Origin of the sequence: Streptomyces beigongshangae (genome assembly GCF_019710745.1) — a bacterium.
GTDB lineage: Bacteria > Actinomycetota > Actinomycetes > Streptomycetales > Streptomycetaceae > Streptomyces > Streptomyces beigongshangae.
This window is the reverse complement of record NZ_JAHKJW010000062.1, coordinates 1-15,881: the sequence shown is the minus strand read 5'-3', so window position 1 is coordinate 15,881 and position 15,881 is coordinate 1. Positions and strand designations below refer to the sequence as shown.

The window sequence follows — 15,881 nt, the reverse complement described above, 5'->3', positions numbered from 1 at the left end:
GCTCTGGCGGCTCCCGGACCGCACCCGTACCGTGTGATCGCCCGCACCCTCCCCCGTAGCGAAGGCGGCCCCCCATGGCCCTGTTCGACCTGCCCCTCGATCAGCTCCGGGACTATCGCAGCGCGTCCGTCGAGCCCGAGGACTTCGACGCCTTCTGGGCGAAGACCCTGGAGGAGGCGCGCGAGCACGGTCTGGACGCCCGTTTCGAGCCGGTCGCGGCGAACCTGCGGAACGTCACCGTGCACGACGTCACGTTCGCCGGTTTCGGCGGCCACCCGGTGAAGGGCTGGCTGACCCTGCCCGCCGGGACGGACGCACCGCTGCCCGCGGTGGTGGAGTTCGTCGGGTACGGCGGCGGGCGCGGCCTCGCGCACACGCACCTGCTGTGGGCCTCCGCCGGCTTCGCGCACTTCGTGATGGACACCCGGGGCCAGGGCGGGGCGTGGGGCGGCGGCGGTGACACGCCCGACCCGGTGGGGAGCGTGCCGGCCTATCCCGGGTTCATGACGCGGGGCATCGACGCCCCCGGGAACTACTACTACCGCCGGGTGTTCACCGACGGGGTGCGGGCCGTGGAGGCCGCCCGTTCCCATCCGCTCGTCGACGCCTCGCGCACGGCGGTCGTCGGCGGCAGCCAGGGCGGCGGGATCTCGATCGCGGTGGGCGCCCTGGTGCCGGACCTGGCGGCGGTCGCGCCGGACGTGCCGTTCCTGTGCGACTACCCGCGCGCGACCAGGCTCACGGACCGCGATCCGTACCGGGAGATCGGCAACTACCTCAAGACGCACCGCGGGCGCACCGAGCGGGTGCTGCGCACGCTGTCGTACTTCGACGGGGTGCACTTCGCCGCGCGCGGGCGGGCGCCCGCCCTGTTCTCCACGGCGCTGGAGGACCAGACGTGCCCGCCGTCGACGGTCTTCGCGGCCTTCAACGCCTGGGGCCACCCGGACAAGGAGATCGAGGTGTACGACTTCAACGACCACGAGGGCGGGGGGCCGTACCAGGAAGCGGTCAAGCTGGCCTGGCTGCCGGCCCGCCTCTGAGGCCGGGGCGGGCCGGTACGGGCCGGGGCGGGCCGCGGGGCGTTGCACGACGGAACCATCGCGCCCGGCGAACGGCTGCCGGGCGAGCGCCGGCTGGCGGCCCGGTTCGGGGCCAGCCGTGAGACGGTGCGGCAGGCGCTGGACACCCTGCGCCGGGACGGGCTGGTCCCCACCGACCGGCGCGGCACCCACGCGAGGCCGCCCGGACCGCCGGCCGGCGTCGCTGGGTTTCCCGCTCGGCGCCCACCCGGACCGTCCCTGCGCCGCCGGCCGCGCCACCACGGTCTGGGAGGCTCCCCCGCCGGAGCACGCGGCGGCGCTCGGACTCGCCCCGCGGCGGCCGACGCTGGCGCACCGCTACGAGTGCGCCGGGCCGGGCGGGCACGGGCGCCGGACGGCCCTGACCTCCTTCTCGGCCGTCGCCCTCGCCGAGGTGGCGGAACTCGGCCGCTACCGCGACCGGGCGGACGGCACGTCGGCGGCCCAGCTCCGGCGCGTGTACGGCTGGATGCGCCGGGCGGGGCTGACCCTGCACCACCGCGACTCCGTCGGCGGGCCGGGCGACGCGGCCTCGGCCCGGGTGACCCGGCGGGTGCACGACCAGTACGCCCGCCCGCTGGAGATCACCGACCTGGTGGTGGACGCCGGACAGGACGCACCGGTCTGCGGGTTCGCCCTGCCGGCGGTCGGCGCGACCGCCGGCCTCCAGCAGGACTCCCAGCGGTTCGAGCCGCTAGCGGGAGCCGTGGACCCCGACCGCCTCCCGGTGCTCGTCGCCCTGTCCCGCCGCGGCGCGCGGCGGGAGCTTGGCGCCCTCGATGTCGACGTCGGGGGTGACACGGTCCAGCCAGCCGGGCAGCCCCCAGGCACGGCGGCCGATGAGGGCCATGGCGGCCGGGACGAGGGTCATGCGGACCACGAAGGCGTCGATGAAGACACCGAAGGCCAGCGCGAAGCCGATGGACTTGATGATCGGGTCGTGGTTGAAGACGAAGCCGCCGAAGACGGCGACCATGATGAGCGCGGCGGCGCTGACCACCCGGCCGCTGCGCGCCACGCCCTGGACGACGGCCTCGGACGCGCTGCCCGTGTGCTCGTGGTGCTCGCGCATCCGGCTGACGAGGAAGACCTCGTAGTCCATGGCCAGCCCGAAGAGGACCCCGATGAGGAGAACGGGGAGGAAACTGGTGACGGGTCCGGCGGAGGGGATGCCGAGGAGGCCGTTCAGGTGGCCGTCCTGGAAGACCCACACGGTGGCGCCGAGGGACGCGGCGACCGACAGCAGGAAGCCGAGGGCGGCCTTGACCGGGACCAGCAGGGAGCGGAACGCGATGGTCAGCAGGATCAGCGCGAGGATCACGATGATGGCGATGAACAGCGGCAGGGCGTCGGCCAGTTTGCCCGCGACGTCGATGGCCGCGGCGGTGGCACCGGCTATGTAGAGGGTGCCGCCCGCCCTGTCCACGGCGGGCGCGTTGTCCCGCAGCCGGTGCACCAGGTCCGTGGTGGCCGGGGCGTCCGGGCCGGTCCTCGGGACGACCGAGATGACGGCCAGGCTGGAGTCCGGGTTGGACACGGGCTCGGCGACGGCCGCCACACCGGGGTCGCGGGACAGGGACGTGCGCAGGCGGGTGAGCGCCCCGGTCTGTTCGGCCGCCGGTATCCCGCCGGTGTCGACGACGGCGGTGACGGTCGCGTTGAAGCCCGGGCCGAAGCCCTCGCTCAGCAGGTCGTAGCTCTTGTGCTGGGTGCTGTCGGCGGGCTGGGACGCGTAACCGGGCAGTCCCAGGCGCAGGTCGCGGGCGGGCAGCGCGAGGGCTACCAGGCCGACCACGCCCACCAGGAGGACGATCAGGGGCTTGCCGGTGACGACCCGGGCCCAGCCGAGGGCCCAGGAGGCGGGAGCGCGCCCGGCGCGGCGGGGGCGCGGGCGCAGCCTCTCGCCGAACAGCCCCAGCACCGCGGGGAGCAGGCTGATGGCGATGAGCACGGCGAGCAGGACGGTCACGGCCGCGGCAAGACCCATGACCGTGAGGAACGGGATGCCGGTGACCGCCAGCGCGGCCAGCGCGATGATCACGGTCGCGCCGGCGAAGACGACCGCGCCGCCCGCGGTGGCGACGGCCCGCGCGATCGAGTCCTCGACGTCCGCCTCGGGATCGGCGAGCTGTTCGCGGTGGCGGGAGAGGATGAACAGGGCGTAGTCGATGCCCACCGCCAGGCCGATCATGAGGGCGAGGACGGTGGCGGTGCTGGTCATCTCCACGAAGCGGGAGACGAACTGGACGCCGAGCACACCGATCGCCACACCCACGACGGCGGTCAGCAGCGGGAGGCCGGCGGCGACCAGGGAGCCCAGGGCGAGGGCCAGCACGGCGAAGGCGACCACGACGCCCACGATCTCCGCCGGGCCGCCGACCTCGGTCTTCGGCTGCATCGCGGAGCCGCCGAACTCGACTTCGAGACCGGCGTCCCGGGCCGGCTCCATCGCCTTCGACAGGGCGTCCTTGGACGTCTCGGGCACGTTGTCGGCCGACTGGCGGAACAGGACGTCCGCGTAGCCCGTGCGGCCCGTCTTCGACACCGTCCCGGCCCTGGCCGGATCGGAGACGTTCACGACCCCGGGCACCCCGGCGGCCTTCTTCAGACTCGCGGCGAGGGCCTCTTCCGCCCCCGGCTCACCGAGTCCGCCGCCCTCGGGAGCGGCGAACACGACCCGGGCCACCCCGCCGGCGGCGGTCGGGAACTTCTGCTCCAGCAGGTCCTGGGCCTTCTGGGACTCGATGCCCGGCACCGAGAACTCGGTGCTCGTCCTGCCGTGCAGGGTGATGCCCAGCCCTCCGACCACCGCGAGCAGCAGCAGCCAGACCGCCAGGACCCTGCCCCGGCGGCGGACCGCCCACCGCCCCCAGGTGTACAAGCGTGACGCCATGCCCGACTTCCTCCCTCTTCCCGCGGGCCCCGGTCGGACCGCGACATCTCTACACCCTAAAGCATTTTTACATCTGAATGTAAATTAGCTATGGGTGGTAAAGTGCGGTCATGACGAGCGACGGCCTTCGGGAACGCAGCAAGGCGCGGCGCCGGGAGGCGATCCTCCGGGCGGCGTACGAGCTCTTCGCCGACCGCGGGTTCGAGGCGACGACGATCGCCGACATCGCCACGGCGGCGGAGGTCTCCCCCCGTACGGTCACCCTGTATTTCCCCTCCAAACTCGAGCTGGCCCTGTCGGAGTTCGACTCCTTCGCGGACCGGCTGCGCGGTGCGGTGCGCAGCCGGGAGGCGGGCCTGACGACCCTGGACGCGCTGGAGCGCTGGCTGCGCGAGGAGATGGCCCACCGCAGCGACCTGGACGATCTCGCCGACCGCGCGCTGGACCTCAATCCGCCGCTGCGCGCGGCGGCCGGGGCGCGGCTGGCGGAGGTCATCCAGGACGGCGCGGAGATCCTCGCGGAGGAGCAGGGCAGCGCCCCCGACGACTTCGGGCCGCGCATGGCGGCCGCCGCCGCGGCGGCGGTGATCGGCGAGGTGTGCCGCCGGGCCCAGGAGGCCGACATCGACACGGCGATCGCCTTCCTGCGGGCCGGACTCGCGACCCTCCCGTCGCGGCCGGCCTCCTGAAGGCCCCGGAAGGCCCGCGGCCTCCCGGGGCCGCCGAAAGGCCCGCCGCCCGCCGCCCGGAAACCCGGCACAGCCCCTCCCCCGGCGGCCGCGTCCCGTACGGGTCAGGGAAGGGCGTTCTGCCGCACGTTCCCCTCGTCGAGCCGCAGACCGGGGATGCGGTCCCAGCCGGTGACCCGCATCAGCCGGCGGATGTGCGGAGCGACGCCGTGCAGGGCCAGGGCGCTGCCGGACGCGTGCAGGGACAGCGCCGTGTAGACCAGCAGGCGCAGCGCGCCGACGTCGATGAACGCCAGCTCCCGCAGATCGAGCCGGGTGTCGGGGCCGGTGGTCCCGCGAGCCCGTACGCGGGCGGTCTCGTCCCGCAGGGCGCGGGCCAGGGCGGTCACGTTCGAGTCGTCGACCTCGCCCGCGAGCGCCAGACCGGGCGGGGCGAAGGTGCGGGTGATGGAGAGCAGTCCGTCGTGCCAGACGAGGTCCGCGGCGACCCGCCCCCGGTGCAGCGCGTCGAGCGGGGCCAGTTCGAGGTCGCCGAAGACCCGGCGGTCGTACTGGCAGATGCCGAGGACCGGCAGGGACGCGAAGACGGGTTCCAGGAGGAGCTCGCTGTCGTGCAGGGTCTTGAGCCCCCTGCCCGCCTGCTCGCGCATGATCTCCATGCTGACGCGCAGTCCCAGGTAGCCGTCCCCGACCGCGCGGCGCGTCTCGCGGCGGATCACCTCGTCGAGGTCCCACAGCCCTTCGGCCGTCGACAGGTGCGGGTCCACCGTCAGCCGTCCGGCGGCGAGTTCGCCGCCGACCGGGCAGCCGCGGGACTCCAGGAAGGTGAGGGCGAGTTCGGCGGGCAGGTCGGAGGGGCCCAGCACCAGAGCCCGGTGGCCGCTGGCCAGCCCGTCGAGGAGGAAGGCGGCCACCACGGTCTCGCGCTCCTCGTCCGCCTCGTAACCGAGCAGCAGATGGTCCCCGGGGCGCATCTCGCCGACCCTCGTGGGCGCGGGCACGGACGCCATCTCCCGCACCTCCCCAGTCTCCCGCCCGGCATGCCGGAACGCTTCCACGCTACGCCTTCCGCAGCCCCGGCGGGACGGTGCGAGTTCGATTACCGGTCACCCGGACGAGGGCTCGGACACGGGCGCCGACGGGCGTTAGGGTGGCGGCCACCGGCCGGGTGAGGGGGAGCGATGAGCGCCTCGGTACGCAACGGCAACAGTGGCAACCTGCCCACCGAGTCCAACACGTTCGTCGGCCGAAAACCCGAACTGGCGCGCATCTCCGCCCTGCTGGACACCACACGGCTCCTGACCCTCACCGGCCCCGGCGGGGTCGGCAAGTCCCGGCTGGCGCTGCGGGCCGCCCACACCGCGCGGACGGCGTTCCCCGGCGGCGTGTGGCTGGTCGAACTCTCCGACCTGCAGAACCCGGACCTCCTCACGAACGCCGTGGCCGAGGCGACACGGCTGGCCGAGCAGACACTGCGGCCGCTCCTGGTGGCGGTCTGCGAGCATCTCGACGACGGGCCCCTGCTGCTCGTCCTGGACACCTGCGAGCACGTGCTCGACGAATGCGCCCGTGTCGTACAGGAACTGCTGGCGCAGGTCCCGCGGTTGCGCGTCCTGGCGACCAGCCGTCAGCCGCTCGGCGTGCCCGGTGAGCACCTCCTGCCGGTGACGCCGCTGCCGGTCGGCGAGCACTCCGACGCGGTGGCGCTCTTCACGGCCCGCGCCGCGGCCGCCGTGCCGTCGTTCACGCTGACGGACGCCAACCGGGCCGACGTCGCGGCCGTCTGCGCCCGCCTCGACGGGATCCCGCTCGCCCTGGAACTCGCGGCCGTGCGGCTGCGGGGATTCCCCCTCGACCGCCTGCTGCGGGGCCTGGACTCCCGCTTCGACCTGCTCGTCTCGCCCTCCCGGCCGCGGCTCGCCCGGCATCAGACACTGCGGACGGCGATCGGCTGGAGCCATGAGCTGTGCACCCCGCTGGAGCGGCTGCTGTGGGCCCGGCTGTCCGTGTTCGCGGGCGGCTGGGACGTGGAGGCCGCCGAGTTCGTGTGCCACGGCGGCCCGCTGGACGCCGAGGAGATCCTCGCGATGCTCGCGTCGCTGACCGAGAAGTCGATCATCACCCGCGAGAACGACGGCGGCACAGGCCGCTACCGCATGCTCGACACCCTCCGCACCTTCGGCGCCGACTGGCTGGAGGGCCTCGGCGAGCAGGACGCCGTGCGCGTCCGCCACCTCGACTACCACCGCTGGATCGCCCGCCAGGGGGAGGCCGAGTGGCTGGGCCCCGGCCAGCGGATGTGGGCGGAGCGGCTGAGTGTGGAACACGCCAACCTGCGGGTCGCGCTGGAGGAGTCGCTGGCGGCACCCGACCCTAGGACGGCGCTCGAACTCACCGGGACCCTCTGGTACTTCTGGTTCGCGTGCGGCTTCGCCGAGGAAGGGCGGGGCTACCTGGAGCGGGCCCTGCGCCGGGTGCCCGACGACGTCCCCGGGCACACCCTGGCCACCTGGGCGCACCGCCTGGTGACGGTCGCGCCGGACGACGTGGACGCGGCCGAGTCGGTGAGCGCGGCGTACGTGTGGCTGGCGCAGGAGCGCGGTCTCCCGGTTCCCGCGCTGCCGCTGACGGGGGCGAGCCTCGCGGTGCGCGGCGAGTCGGCACGGTCCGCCCTGCTGTACGGCAGCAGTACCGGAGGGCCCGGGGGCGGGGGCGGGGCGGAGTTCTTCCAGCTGCTGACCCTGGCCGTGCAGGCGTACCTGCTGGCCGGCCAGGGCGCGTTCGAGCGGTGCGCGGTGGTGGCGGAGCGGCTGCGCGTCGACTGCGCGAAGCGCGGGGAGCTGTGGATGCGGGCCTGGGGCGACTTCTTCGTGGCCCTCGCCGGGATCGGGCTCGGACGGCCGGCGCGGGACACGCTGCGCTCCGCGCGCGAGGCGCTGGCGGCCAAGTGGCGCGTGCACGACCGCTTCGGCGCGGCGGCCGTCGCCGACCTCCTGATCGCCGCGGAGGAGGCGGGCGGCGAGCCCGTACGCGCCGCCCGCCTGCTCGGCGCGGGCACCCGCCTGTGGTACTCCGCCGGGCTCCCCCAGCTCAGCGACGTGGAGACGACCGTCTTCCGCAGGGAGTACGCACGCCGGCTGCGGGCCGCCCTCGGTGACGCCGCGTTCGCCGAAGCGGTGCGCGAGGGCCGGGCGCTGAGCCCGGAGGCGGCGGTACACCTCGCGCTGGACGGCCCGCCGGACGGGCCGGACCTGTGAGCGGCCGGACCTGTGACCGGCCGGACCCGTGAGCGGCCGGACCCGTGAGCGGCCGGCCCGGGCGGGGCCTCAGAGCCAGCCGTTGCGGCGGAACCCCCGGTGTATGACGACGCAGAGCGTGGCGATGACACCGAGGACGAGGGGATAGCCGTACGTCCAGCGCAGTTCGGGCATGTGGTCGAAGTTCATGCCGTAGACACCGCAGACCATGGTGGGTACGGCCACGATGGCGGCCCAGGCGGTGATCTTGCGCATGTCCTCGTTCTGGGCGACCGTCACCTGGGCCACATGGGCCTGCAGGACCGAGTCGATCAGCCCGTCCAGGGCGTTGATCTGCTCCGTGGCGCGGGCCAGGTGGTCGGCCACGTCGCGGAAGTACGGCTGGATCTTCGGGGAGACGGCGGCCGGCGGCTCGTGGGCGAGTGTCCACAGCGGCCGGTGCAGGGGGACCACGGCCCTCTTGAGTTCCAGGAGTTCCCGCTTGAGCTGGTAGATCTGGCCGGCGTCGCCGCGGGCGGTGCGCTCGGCGAAGACCGCGGTCTCGACGGTCTCCATGTCGTTCTGCACGGCGTCCATGACCACGAGGTAGTCGTCGACCACCTGGTCGGCGATGGCGTGCAGGACCGCCGAGGGGCCCTTCTGCAACTGGTCGGGCAGTTTCTCCAGGGCCTCGCGGAGCGGACCGAGGGAGCCGTGGCTGCCGTGCCGGATGGTGATCACGAAGTCCCGGCCGACGAAGACCATCACCTCGCCGGTGTCCACGACCTCGCTGGTCGCGGTGAGCTGCTCGTGCTCGACGTACCGGACGGTCTTGAAGACGGCGAACAGCGTGTCGCCGTACCGCTCCACCTTCGGTCGCTGGTGCGCGTGGACGGCGTCCTCGACGGCCAGCGGGTGCAGTCCGAACAGCCCGGCGAGGTCCGCGAGCTCCTCCGCGGTGGGCTCGTGGAGGCCGATCCACACGAAACCGTCCCGGCCGGCCCCGCGGGCCCGGCGGACCGCCTCGGCCGGCGCCCAGTCGCCGGGCTGCCGTCCGCCCTCCTGGTAGACGAGGCAGTTCTCCACCGCGCTGCCGAGCGGGGAACGCGCGGGATGGCTGAGGTCCACGGTGTGGCGGTAGGCGCGGCGGACCGCTCTGCTCAGGTTACGGATCACGGGCACTGGCTGGACTCCTTCGGTGACCGGGCCAGTGTGCCACCGGTCTCCGTGTGCCCCGTCCACCCGTCCACCCGTGAACCCGCCCCGCCCTCTTCCGGCTTCCGTACGCCGGGAGCCNTTCCGGCTTCCGTACGCCGGGAGCCGTCGAGCAGTCGAGCAGTCGAGCAGTCGAGCAGTCGAGCAGTCGAGCAGTCGAGCAGTCGAGCAGTCGAGCAGCCGAGCAGCCGAGACTAGGCCGGCGACCCGGTCCTGGTGGCGACCACCATCCGGCAGCGCGGACTGCCGTCGTGCCTGCGGCCGAACTCGGGCAGGGCGTACAGCTCGACCGTGAAGCCGGCGCGGGCCAGTTCCCGCCGGACGTCACCGAGCCGGAAGTCGCGGTAGTACATGACGAACGGAGGACGCCACACCGCGTTCCGCACCCGCATCGCCGCGTCGAAGCCGAGCATGGCCCAGTAGCCGCGCGAGCCGGGCCGGGCGGGGGCCACCATCGGGAAGGCGAACCGCCCGCCGGGCCGCAGCACGGAGTGGACCTGCGCGAACAGTCCCGGCAGCTCGCGGGGCAGGAAGTGCCCGAACGCCCCGAAGCTCACCACCAGGTCGAAGGCCGGGCCGAACGGCAGGGCACGGGCGTCACCTCGCACCCAGCCGGCGGGCGGCCCGCCGGGGCCCTCCCGCCGCCTCGCCACGTCGAGCATGCCCGTGCTGACGTCGAGGCCGGTGACGCGCTCCCGGCACACCGTCCGCAGCACGTCCATGCCCGCGCCGGTGCCGCAACACAGGTCGAGCCCGCTCCCGAACGGCCCGATGCCTTCGAGGGCACGCGTGACCGACCGGAGGAACGGCTCCGGCGTACGGAACGGCGTGTGGTCGAACTTGGGTGCGAGCAGGTCGTAGCCGTGCTCGACGGACGACAGCGCCTGCACGGCGAGTTCGCGGACCGTGGGACCTTGCGGGGTGAACATCGCCGCTCAGCATAGGGCTTCCGGGTCCTGCCCACGGGTCGGTCTTCCGAAGGCGCCCCGGCGCTGTCACCCTCGACAGGACCGACCCGACAGGACCGAGGTGTCCGACGCTCCGCCCAGGGAAAGGCCGTACCCGCCCCATGAGCTCCTTCCGTCCCGCCCCCGCCTGGCTCGCCGACGCCGTCTTCTACCAGATCTACCCGCAGTCCTTCGCCGACTCGAACGGCGACGGGATCGGTGACTTCGCCGGCATCACCGAGCGGCTGGACCACCTGGCCTGGCTCGGGGTGAACACGGTCTGGCTGAACCCGTGCTTCGTCTCGCCCTTCGGGGACGCCGGGTACGACGTCGCCGACTACCTGAACGTGGCGCCCCGCTACGGCTCCGACGAGGACCTGGCGAGGCTCGTCGACCGGGCGGGCAGCCTCGGCATCCGCGTACTGCTCGACCTGGTCGCCGGGCACACCTCCGACCGGCACCCGTGGTTCAGGGCCGCGGCGGACGACCCGGCGGACCACCGGTACATCTGGGCGGCGGAGGGCCGCCCGGACGGCTTCGTACCCTCCCCCGGCAGCCGGCCGGGCTCGTACCTGCCCAACTTCTTCGCCTTCCAGCCCGCCCTCAACTTCGGTTACGCGCGCTCCGACCCGGCCGAGCCGTGGCGCCAGCCGGTGGACGCGGAGGGCCCGCGCGCCAACCGGGAGGCACTGCGCACGATCATGGACCACTGGCTGAGGCTCGGCCTGTCGGGCTTCCGCGTCGACATGGCCGCGTCGCTCGTCAAGGACGACCCGGACAAGGCGCAGACGAGCAGGATCTGGACGGAGCTGCGCCACTGGCTGGACCGTACGCACCCGGAGGCCGTGCTGCTCTCGGAGTGGGGCGACCCGGAGGTGTCCGTCCCGGCGGGGTTCCACACGGACTTCTTCCTCCAGTTCGGCGGCCCCACGGACGGCCTCGCGCTGCGCTCGCTGTGGAGCAACGGCTCCGGCACCGTCAATCCCGACTGGGACCCGCTCGACTGCTTCTTCGACCCGGGCGGCAAGGGCTCGCCGCGCCCCTTCGTCGAGGCATGGGAGCGGGCGTCGACGGCTCTCGGCGACAGCGGTTTCATCTCCCTGCCCACCGCCAACCACGACTTCTCCCGCCTCAACTGCGGTCCCCGCTCGGCCGAACAGCTCCCGGTCGCCTTCGCCTTCCAGCTCACCTGGCCCACCCTGCCCGCCGTCTACTACGGCGACGAGATCGGCATGCGGTACGTCCCGGACCTCCCCGACACCGAGGGCAGCGTGCTGAGCCCTTCGTACAACCGCGCCGGCTCCCGTACGCCCATGCAGTGGGACGACGGCCCGAACGCCGGCTTCTCGACGTCCGAGCACCCCTACCTCCCGGTCGACCCGGCCCCCGACCGCCCCACCGTCGCCGCCCAGCGCGCCGACGAGACGTCCCTCCTGCACCTGGTACGCCGTCTGATCGCGCTGCGCGCCTCGGCGCCCGAGCTCGGGGCGCACGGCTCGGTGGAGGTCGTGCACGCGGGCTACCCCTTCGTGCACGTACGCGGCGGACGGTACCTCGTCGTCGTCAACCCCCGGCAGGAGCGGGCCGGTTGTCCCGCCGGGGACCTCCGGCCCGGCCGGGCCCTGGAGGTGTCGGGCGTCACCGTCGACGGCGGCACGGTCAGCGCCGACGCCTTCGGGTACGGGATCTTCGAGCTGCTCCGGTAGTCGCGGGCCGTCACAGGAGGCGTCACAGGAAAGGGGTGCCCGGGTCGACGCCCGAGAGCACGCGGCCGTAGATCTCCAGGTTGGTGACGGGGTTCACGAAGGAGTGCAGGCACAGGGCGTTGATGTCACGGGCGATGCGCTGCATGGGCACGTCCCGCTGGAGGGAGGATGCGCCGGCGGCCGAGGCGACCTGGTCGACGGCCTCCTTGCAGAGCCGGGTGAGGTAGCCGCTCTCGGCGCGGATCCTGGCCCGCTCCCGCGGGGTGTACGAGCCGCCGTCGCGGGCCTTCGTCTCGATCTCGTCGACCAGCCGGGCGGTCACCAGTTCGGCGGCGGAGATCCTCATCTGCGCCTCGGCTGCCTGCAGATGGGTGACGGTCGCCTCGTCCTGCCGCCGGTAGGAGGTGTACGTGATGCCGCGCCGGTGGATGCGTTCGCCGAACTCCGCCATCGCCGCCCGTCCCAGGCCCAGCGCCGCCGACGCCGCCCAGGCGCAGAACACCAGCAGCAGCGGCATCCGGTAGAAGGGGTCGTCCGCGTTGGCCTTCGACGGGATCCGCCCGGCGAGCATCTGCGCGACCGGCAGCACCCGGTGCGCGGGTACGGGAAGGTCCCGGGCCACGACGGTGTTGCTGCCGGTACCGGCGAGGCCCGTGGTGTCCCAGTCGTCCAGGATCTCCAGCTCGGACATCGGCACCGCGGCCCACAGCAGTTCGGGCGGCCCCTCCCCGGCCCGCCCGTCCGGCGGGACGAGCGCGGCCGTCAGCAGGTGCCAGTCCGCGTGGTGGCAGCCGGTCGCGAAGGCCGAGGCGCCGTCCACCCGGTACCCCCCGTCGTACGGCACCGCCGTGGCGCCGGGGACGAGGGTGCCGCCGATCCTGACGTCCGGGCCGCACGGTCCGGTGAAGAAGTCGTCCTGCGCCTCGTCGGGGAAGAGGGACGCGATGTACGAGACTCCCGAGTGGCCCAGTGTCACCCAGGCCGTGGAGCCGCATTCGGCGGCGATCTCGGCGAAGGCGTCGACCTGGGTGTGCAGCGGGGTCTGGTGACCGCCGTACCTGCGGGGGACGTTCATCCGGTTGACCCCGGTACCGGTCAGCGCGGCGACGACCTCGTCCGGCACCCGCCGCTCCTGTTCGGCGCGCAGCGCGTTGCGCCGGATCAGCGGCCGCAGTTCCCGTACGCGTTCGACGATCCCCGCACCGGTTTCGACGGTCCCCGCATCGGCCACCATGCCGACCACCGTGGCGCGGGGCGCCACCGCTGTCAACGCTGCGCGCCACACCGGTCCGCCACCGCCGTACCGGATCGTGCTACAGTGCCGTCAGCACTTGTGTACGCCCGATTCGGGCGCCGGTGCCGATCCACCTCCTCCGGCTGATCCGCCCGTCGCTTCCCGACCGGCGCGCAGCTCCTCCGCAGCACCTCTCCCCGTGCACCGCTCACCGCGTCACAGCCGTGGCCCCGTCGTTCCCGCGCGGTGTGGGAGGTGCGGCATCCCGCCGTGCGGGGCGTGCGAACACCGCCCCTTCCCGGCACCTTCCCTCCCCTCCCCTCCCCTTCCCTTCCCTCATGACCCGGGAGCCCGTGACCGGGCGACCGTCCGTGAAAGGACACCCTCATGACCACCACACTCGAACGTCCGCCCGTCCCCCTCGTGCGGGAGCCGGCCGGCGGCGTACTCGACATCAGCTCCGGCGGGCAGGGCCACCTGCGCGCCGGGAACCTGCTCCCCGGACCGGCCGACCTCCAGGTCCCCGCCGCGCTGATCCGCCGGTACGGCCTGCGCGCGGGCGACCTCGTCGAGGGCGTACGCGACCGCCGGCGCGCCCTCACCGAGGTCGGGCTGGTCAACGGCCGCCCCGCCGAGGAGGCGCGGCGCCGCCCGCACTTCCGCGACCTGACCCCGCTGCACCCGCGCGAGCGGCTGCGCCTCGAACACCCCGCGGGCGGGGCGGCCACCCGCCTCGTCGACCTGGTCGCGCCGATCGGCAAGGGCCAGCGCGGCCTGATCGTCGCCCCGCCCAGGACCGGCAAGACCGTGCTGCTGCAGCAGCTCGCCGCCGCCGTCGCCGGCAACCACCCCGAGTGCCGTCTCATGGTGGTGCTCCTCGACGAACGTCCCGAGGAGGTCACCGACATGCGCCGTTCCGTACGCGGCGAGGTGCTCGCCTCCACCTTCGACCAGAGCCCGAAGCAGCACATCGCGCTCGCCGAACTGGCCGTGGAGCGCGCCAAGCGGTTCGTCGAGGAGGGCCAGGACGTGGTGATCCTCCTCGACTCGCTCACCCGGCTGTGCCGGGCCCACAACAACGCGGCCGCCACGGGCGGGCGCACCCTCAGCGGCGGTGTGGACGCGGCCTCGCTCCAGGGGCCCAAGCGGCTCTTCGGCGCCGCGCGCCTCGCCGAGGAGGGCGGTTCGCTCACCATCCTCGCGACGGCCCTCGTGGAGACCGGCTCCCGCGCCGACGACCACTACTTCGAGGAACTCAAGAGCACCGGCAACATGGAGCTGCGGCTGGACCGCACCCTCGCGTCCCACCGTGTCTTCCCCGCCGTGGACATCACCCCCTCGGGCACCCGGCGGGAGGAACTCCTGGTCCCGGCGGCCGAATTGACGGCCGTACGAGGTCTGCGGCGCGCGCTGCACACCCGCGGCGACGGCCAGGCGGGCCTGGAGGCCGTGCTGGAGCAGCTGCGGCGGACCCCGGACAACGCGACGTTCCTGCGGCAGGTCCGGCAGACCGTGCCGGGCAGCCGGTGACGCGCGGCACGGCTCCGCGAAGCCCGCGGAGCCGCGGCACCCGGTCTTCGCGGCGTGCCGGCCGAGGCGCTCCCGCGAGCGCCGCGCCCCCGGACCGGCCGGTCGGCCGACCGGCCGGCCGGCGAAGGACCGCTGCGGCATCCGGGTGTTCACCGGCTCCGCCCGGCGGGGGCAGCACGCCTCACGACCTGGGCGTTCCTACGTTTGCCGGATGACCATCCGATTCTCTGCCCGTACGGTCGTCTCCTGCTCCGCGCTCTGCGCCGCCGGGGCGCTCGCCCTCGCGCCGGGACCGGCCGCGGCCCTCGGCGGGGCGGACACGGCCGGTGGCTCCCGCGTCGGGACGGTCAGCGCACCCACCGCCCCCGCCGCGGACCCCGCCGAGCCGCCCCCTTCGACGCTCCACCGTCCCGGGATCCAGGTCCGGCCCCGTCCGGGGGCGCCCGCGGTACCGCCCCACCTCTCCGCGCGGTCGTGGCTGGTGGCCGACGCCGACAGCGGCGAAGTGCTCGCGGCACACAACGCGCACCTCGGCCTGCCGCCCGCCAGCACCCTGAAGACCCTCTTCGCGCTGACCGTCCTCCCGGCACTGCCCCCGGCCGCCCGGCACACCGTCACCGAGGCGGACCTGGCGGGCATCGGCTCCGGCAGCAGCCTGGTCGGCGTCCGCCCGGGCCACACCTACCAGGTCTCCGACCTGTGGCGCGGCGTCTTCCTCAACTCCGGCAACGACGCCGTGCGCGTACTGGCCGGGATGAACGGCGGCTGGCACAGCACGATCACCCAGATGCAGGCCAAGGCGCAGGCACTGGGCGCCCGCGACACCCGGGTCGTCTCGCCCGACGGCTACGACATGCCGGGCCAGGTGTCGTCCGCGTACGACCTGGCCGTCTTCGGGCGCGCGGGGCTCCGCAACACGGACTTCGTCCGCTACAGCGCCACCGTCCACGCGAAGTTCCCCTCCGGCGGACAGGAGTACGAGATCCAGAACACCAACCGGCTGCTGACCGGTGCCGACGGGGTCGCGCCCTATCCGGGGCTCATCGGCATCAAGAACGGCTACACCTCCGGGGCCGGCAGCACCCTGGTCGCCGCCGCGCGCCGGGGCGGGCACACCCTCGTCGTCACGGTGATGAACCCCCGGCGGGGCGGCGGGCTGGCCGTGTACGAGGAGGCGCGCTCGCTGCTCGACTGGGGCTTCGGGGCGGCGGGGCGGGTCGAACCGGTCGGCTCGCTCCTGCCGCGTCCCGTGTCCCGGCCGGCCCCCGGCCCGACGGCCGCCCGGCCCGACGCCGCTCCGCCGGCCGGTCCGCAGGCCGGGCCCGGTGGGACGGCCGCTCCGCGGGCCG

11 protein-coding genes and 1 pseudogene are annotated in these 15,881 nt (G+C 74.0%); 7 read left to right on the top strand and 5 right to left on the bottom strand.

The genetic code is table 11. The features are described from left to right. The first annotated feature begins 74 nt into the window (after window positions 1–74). Entirely contained in the window at window positions 75–1,043 is a 969-nt protein-coding gene (locus tag KM933_RS32520) for an acetylxylan esterase (protein WP_221359077.1), read from the top strand. A gap of 36 nt (window positions 1,044–1,079) precedes the next feature. After that, window positions 1,080–1,734 (top strand): annotated as a pseudogene (locus KM933_RS39910) (winged helix-turn-helix domain-containing protein); the annotation flags it as partial. Window positions 1,735–1,776: 42 nt separating this feature from the next. On the opposite strand, the gene KM933_RS39905 reads toward KM933_RS39910, so the two are convergent. After that, entirely contained in the window at window positions 1,777–3,975 is a 2,199-nt protein-coding gene (locus tag KM933_RS39905) for an MMPL family transporter (protein ID WP_260334491.1), read from the bottom strand. Window positions 3,976–4,085: 110 nt separating this feature from the next. On the opposite strand from KM933_RS39905, the gene KM933_RS32510 reads away from it, so the two are divergent. Next, entirely contained in the window at window positions 4,086–4,664 is a 579-nt protein-coding gene (locus tag KM933_RS32510) for a TetR/AcrR family transcriptional regulator (protein WP_221359075.1), read from the top strand. Window positions 4,665–4,768: 104 nt separating this feature from the next. Here KM933_RS32510 and KM933_RS32505 read toward each other — a convergent pair whose 3' ends face one another. Continuing rightward, a complete protein-coding gene (locus tag KM933_RS32505; RefSeq protein ID WP_221359073.1) occupies window positions 4,769–5,674 on the bottom strand; it encodes an MEDS domain-containing protein in 906 nt (301 codons plus the stop codon). A gap of 171 nt (window positions 5,675–5,845) precedes the next feature. Here KM933_RS32505 and KM933_RS32500 point away from each other — a divergent pair, with 171 nt between their 5' ends. Further along, window positions 5,846–7,921 carry an ATP-binding protein gene (locus tag KM933_RS32500; protein ID WP_221359071.1) on the top strand — a complete coding sequence of 692 codons (2,076 nt, stop codon included), beginning with the start codon at window positions 5,846–5,848 and terminating at the stop codon, window positions 7,919–7,921. A 69-nt stretch (window positions 7,922–7,990) separates the two neighbouring features. Here KM933_RS32500 and KM933_RS32495 read toward each other — a convergent pair whose 3' ends face one another. Beyond that, window positions 7,991–9,082: a magnesium and cobalt transport protein CorA gene (locus KM933_RS32495; protein WP_221359053.1), complete on the bottom strand. Its 1,092-nt coding sequence runs from the start codon at window positions 9,080–9,082 to the stop codon at window positions 7,991–7,993. Between the two features lie 227 nt (window positions 9,083–9,309). Further along, complete coding sequence (locus KM933_RS32490; protein WP_221359052.1) at window positions 9,310–10,044, bottom strand: class I SAM-dependent methyltransferase; 735 nt, start codon at window positions 10,042–10,044, stop codon at window positions 9,310–9,312. 140 nt (window positions 10,045–10,184) lie between these two features. Between KM933_RS32490 and KM933_RS32485 the strand changes: the two genes are divergently transcribed. Further along, on the top strand, window positions 10,185–11,768 hold the full coding sequence (locus KM933_RS32485; protein ID WP_221359050.1) for an alpha-amylase family glycosyl hydrolase: 1,584 nt from the start codon (window positions 10,185–10,187) through the stop codon (window positions 11,766–11,768). 22 nt (window positions 11,769–11,790) lie between these two features. Here KM933_RS32485 and KM933_RS32480 read toward each other — a convergent pair whose 3' ends face one another. Further along, window positions 11,791–13,002, bottom strand: coding sequence for a flavin-dependent monooxygenase (locus tag KM933_RS32480; RefSeq protein WP_221359048.1), 1,212 nt, complete (start codon window positions 13,000–13,002; stop codon window positions 11,791–11,793). A 387-nt stretch (window positions 13,003–13,389) separates the two neighbouring features. Between KM933_RS32480 and rho the strand changes: the two genes are divergently transcribed. Then, on the top strand, window positions 13,390–14,532 hold the full coding sequence (gene rho, locus KM933_RS32475; RefSeq protein ID WP_221359046.1) for a transcription termination factor Rho: 1,143 nt from the start codon (window positions 13,390–13,392) through the stop codon (window positions 14,530–14,532). A 211-nt stretch (window positions 14,533–14,743) separates the two neighbouring features. Further along, window positions 14,744–15,881: D-alanyl-D-alanine carboxypeptidase family protein (locus tag KM933_RS32470; RefSeq protein WP_221359044.1), on the top strand; the 1,138-nt coding region annotated here is incomplete at its 3' end.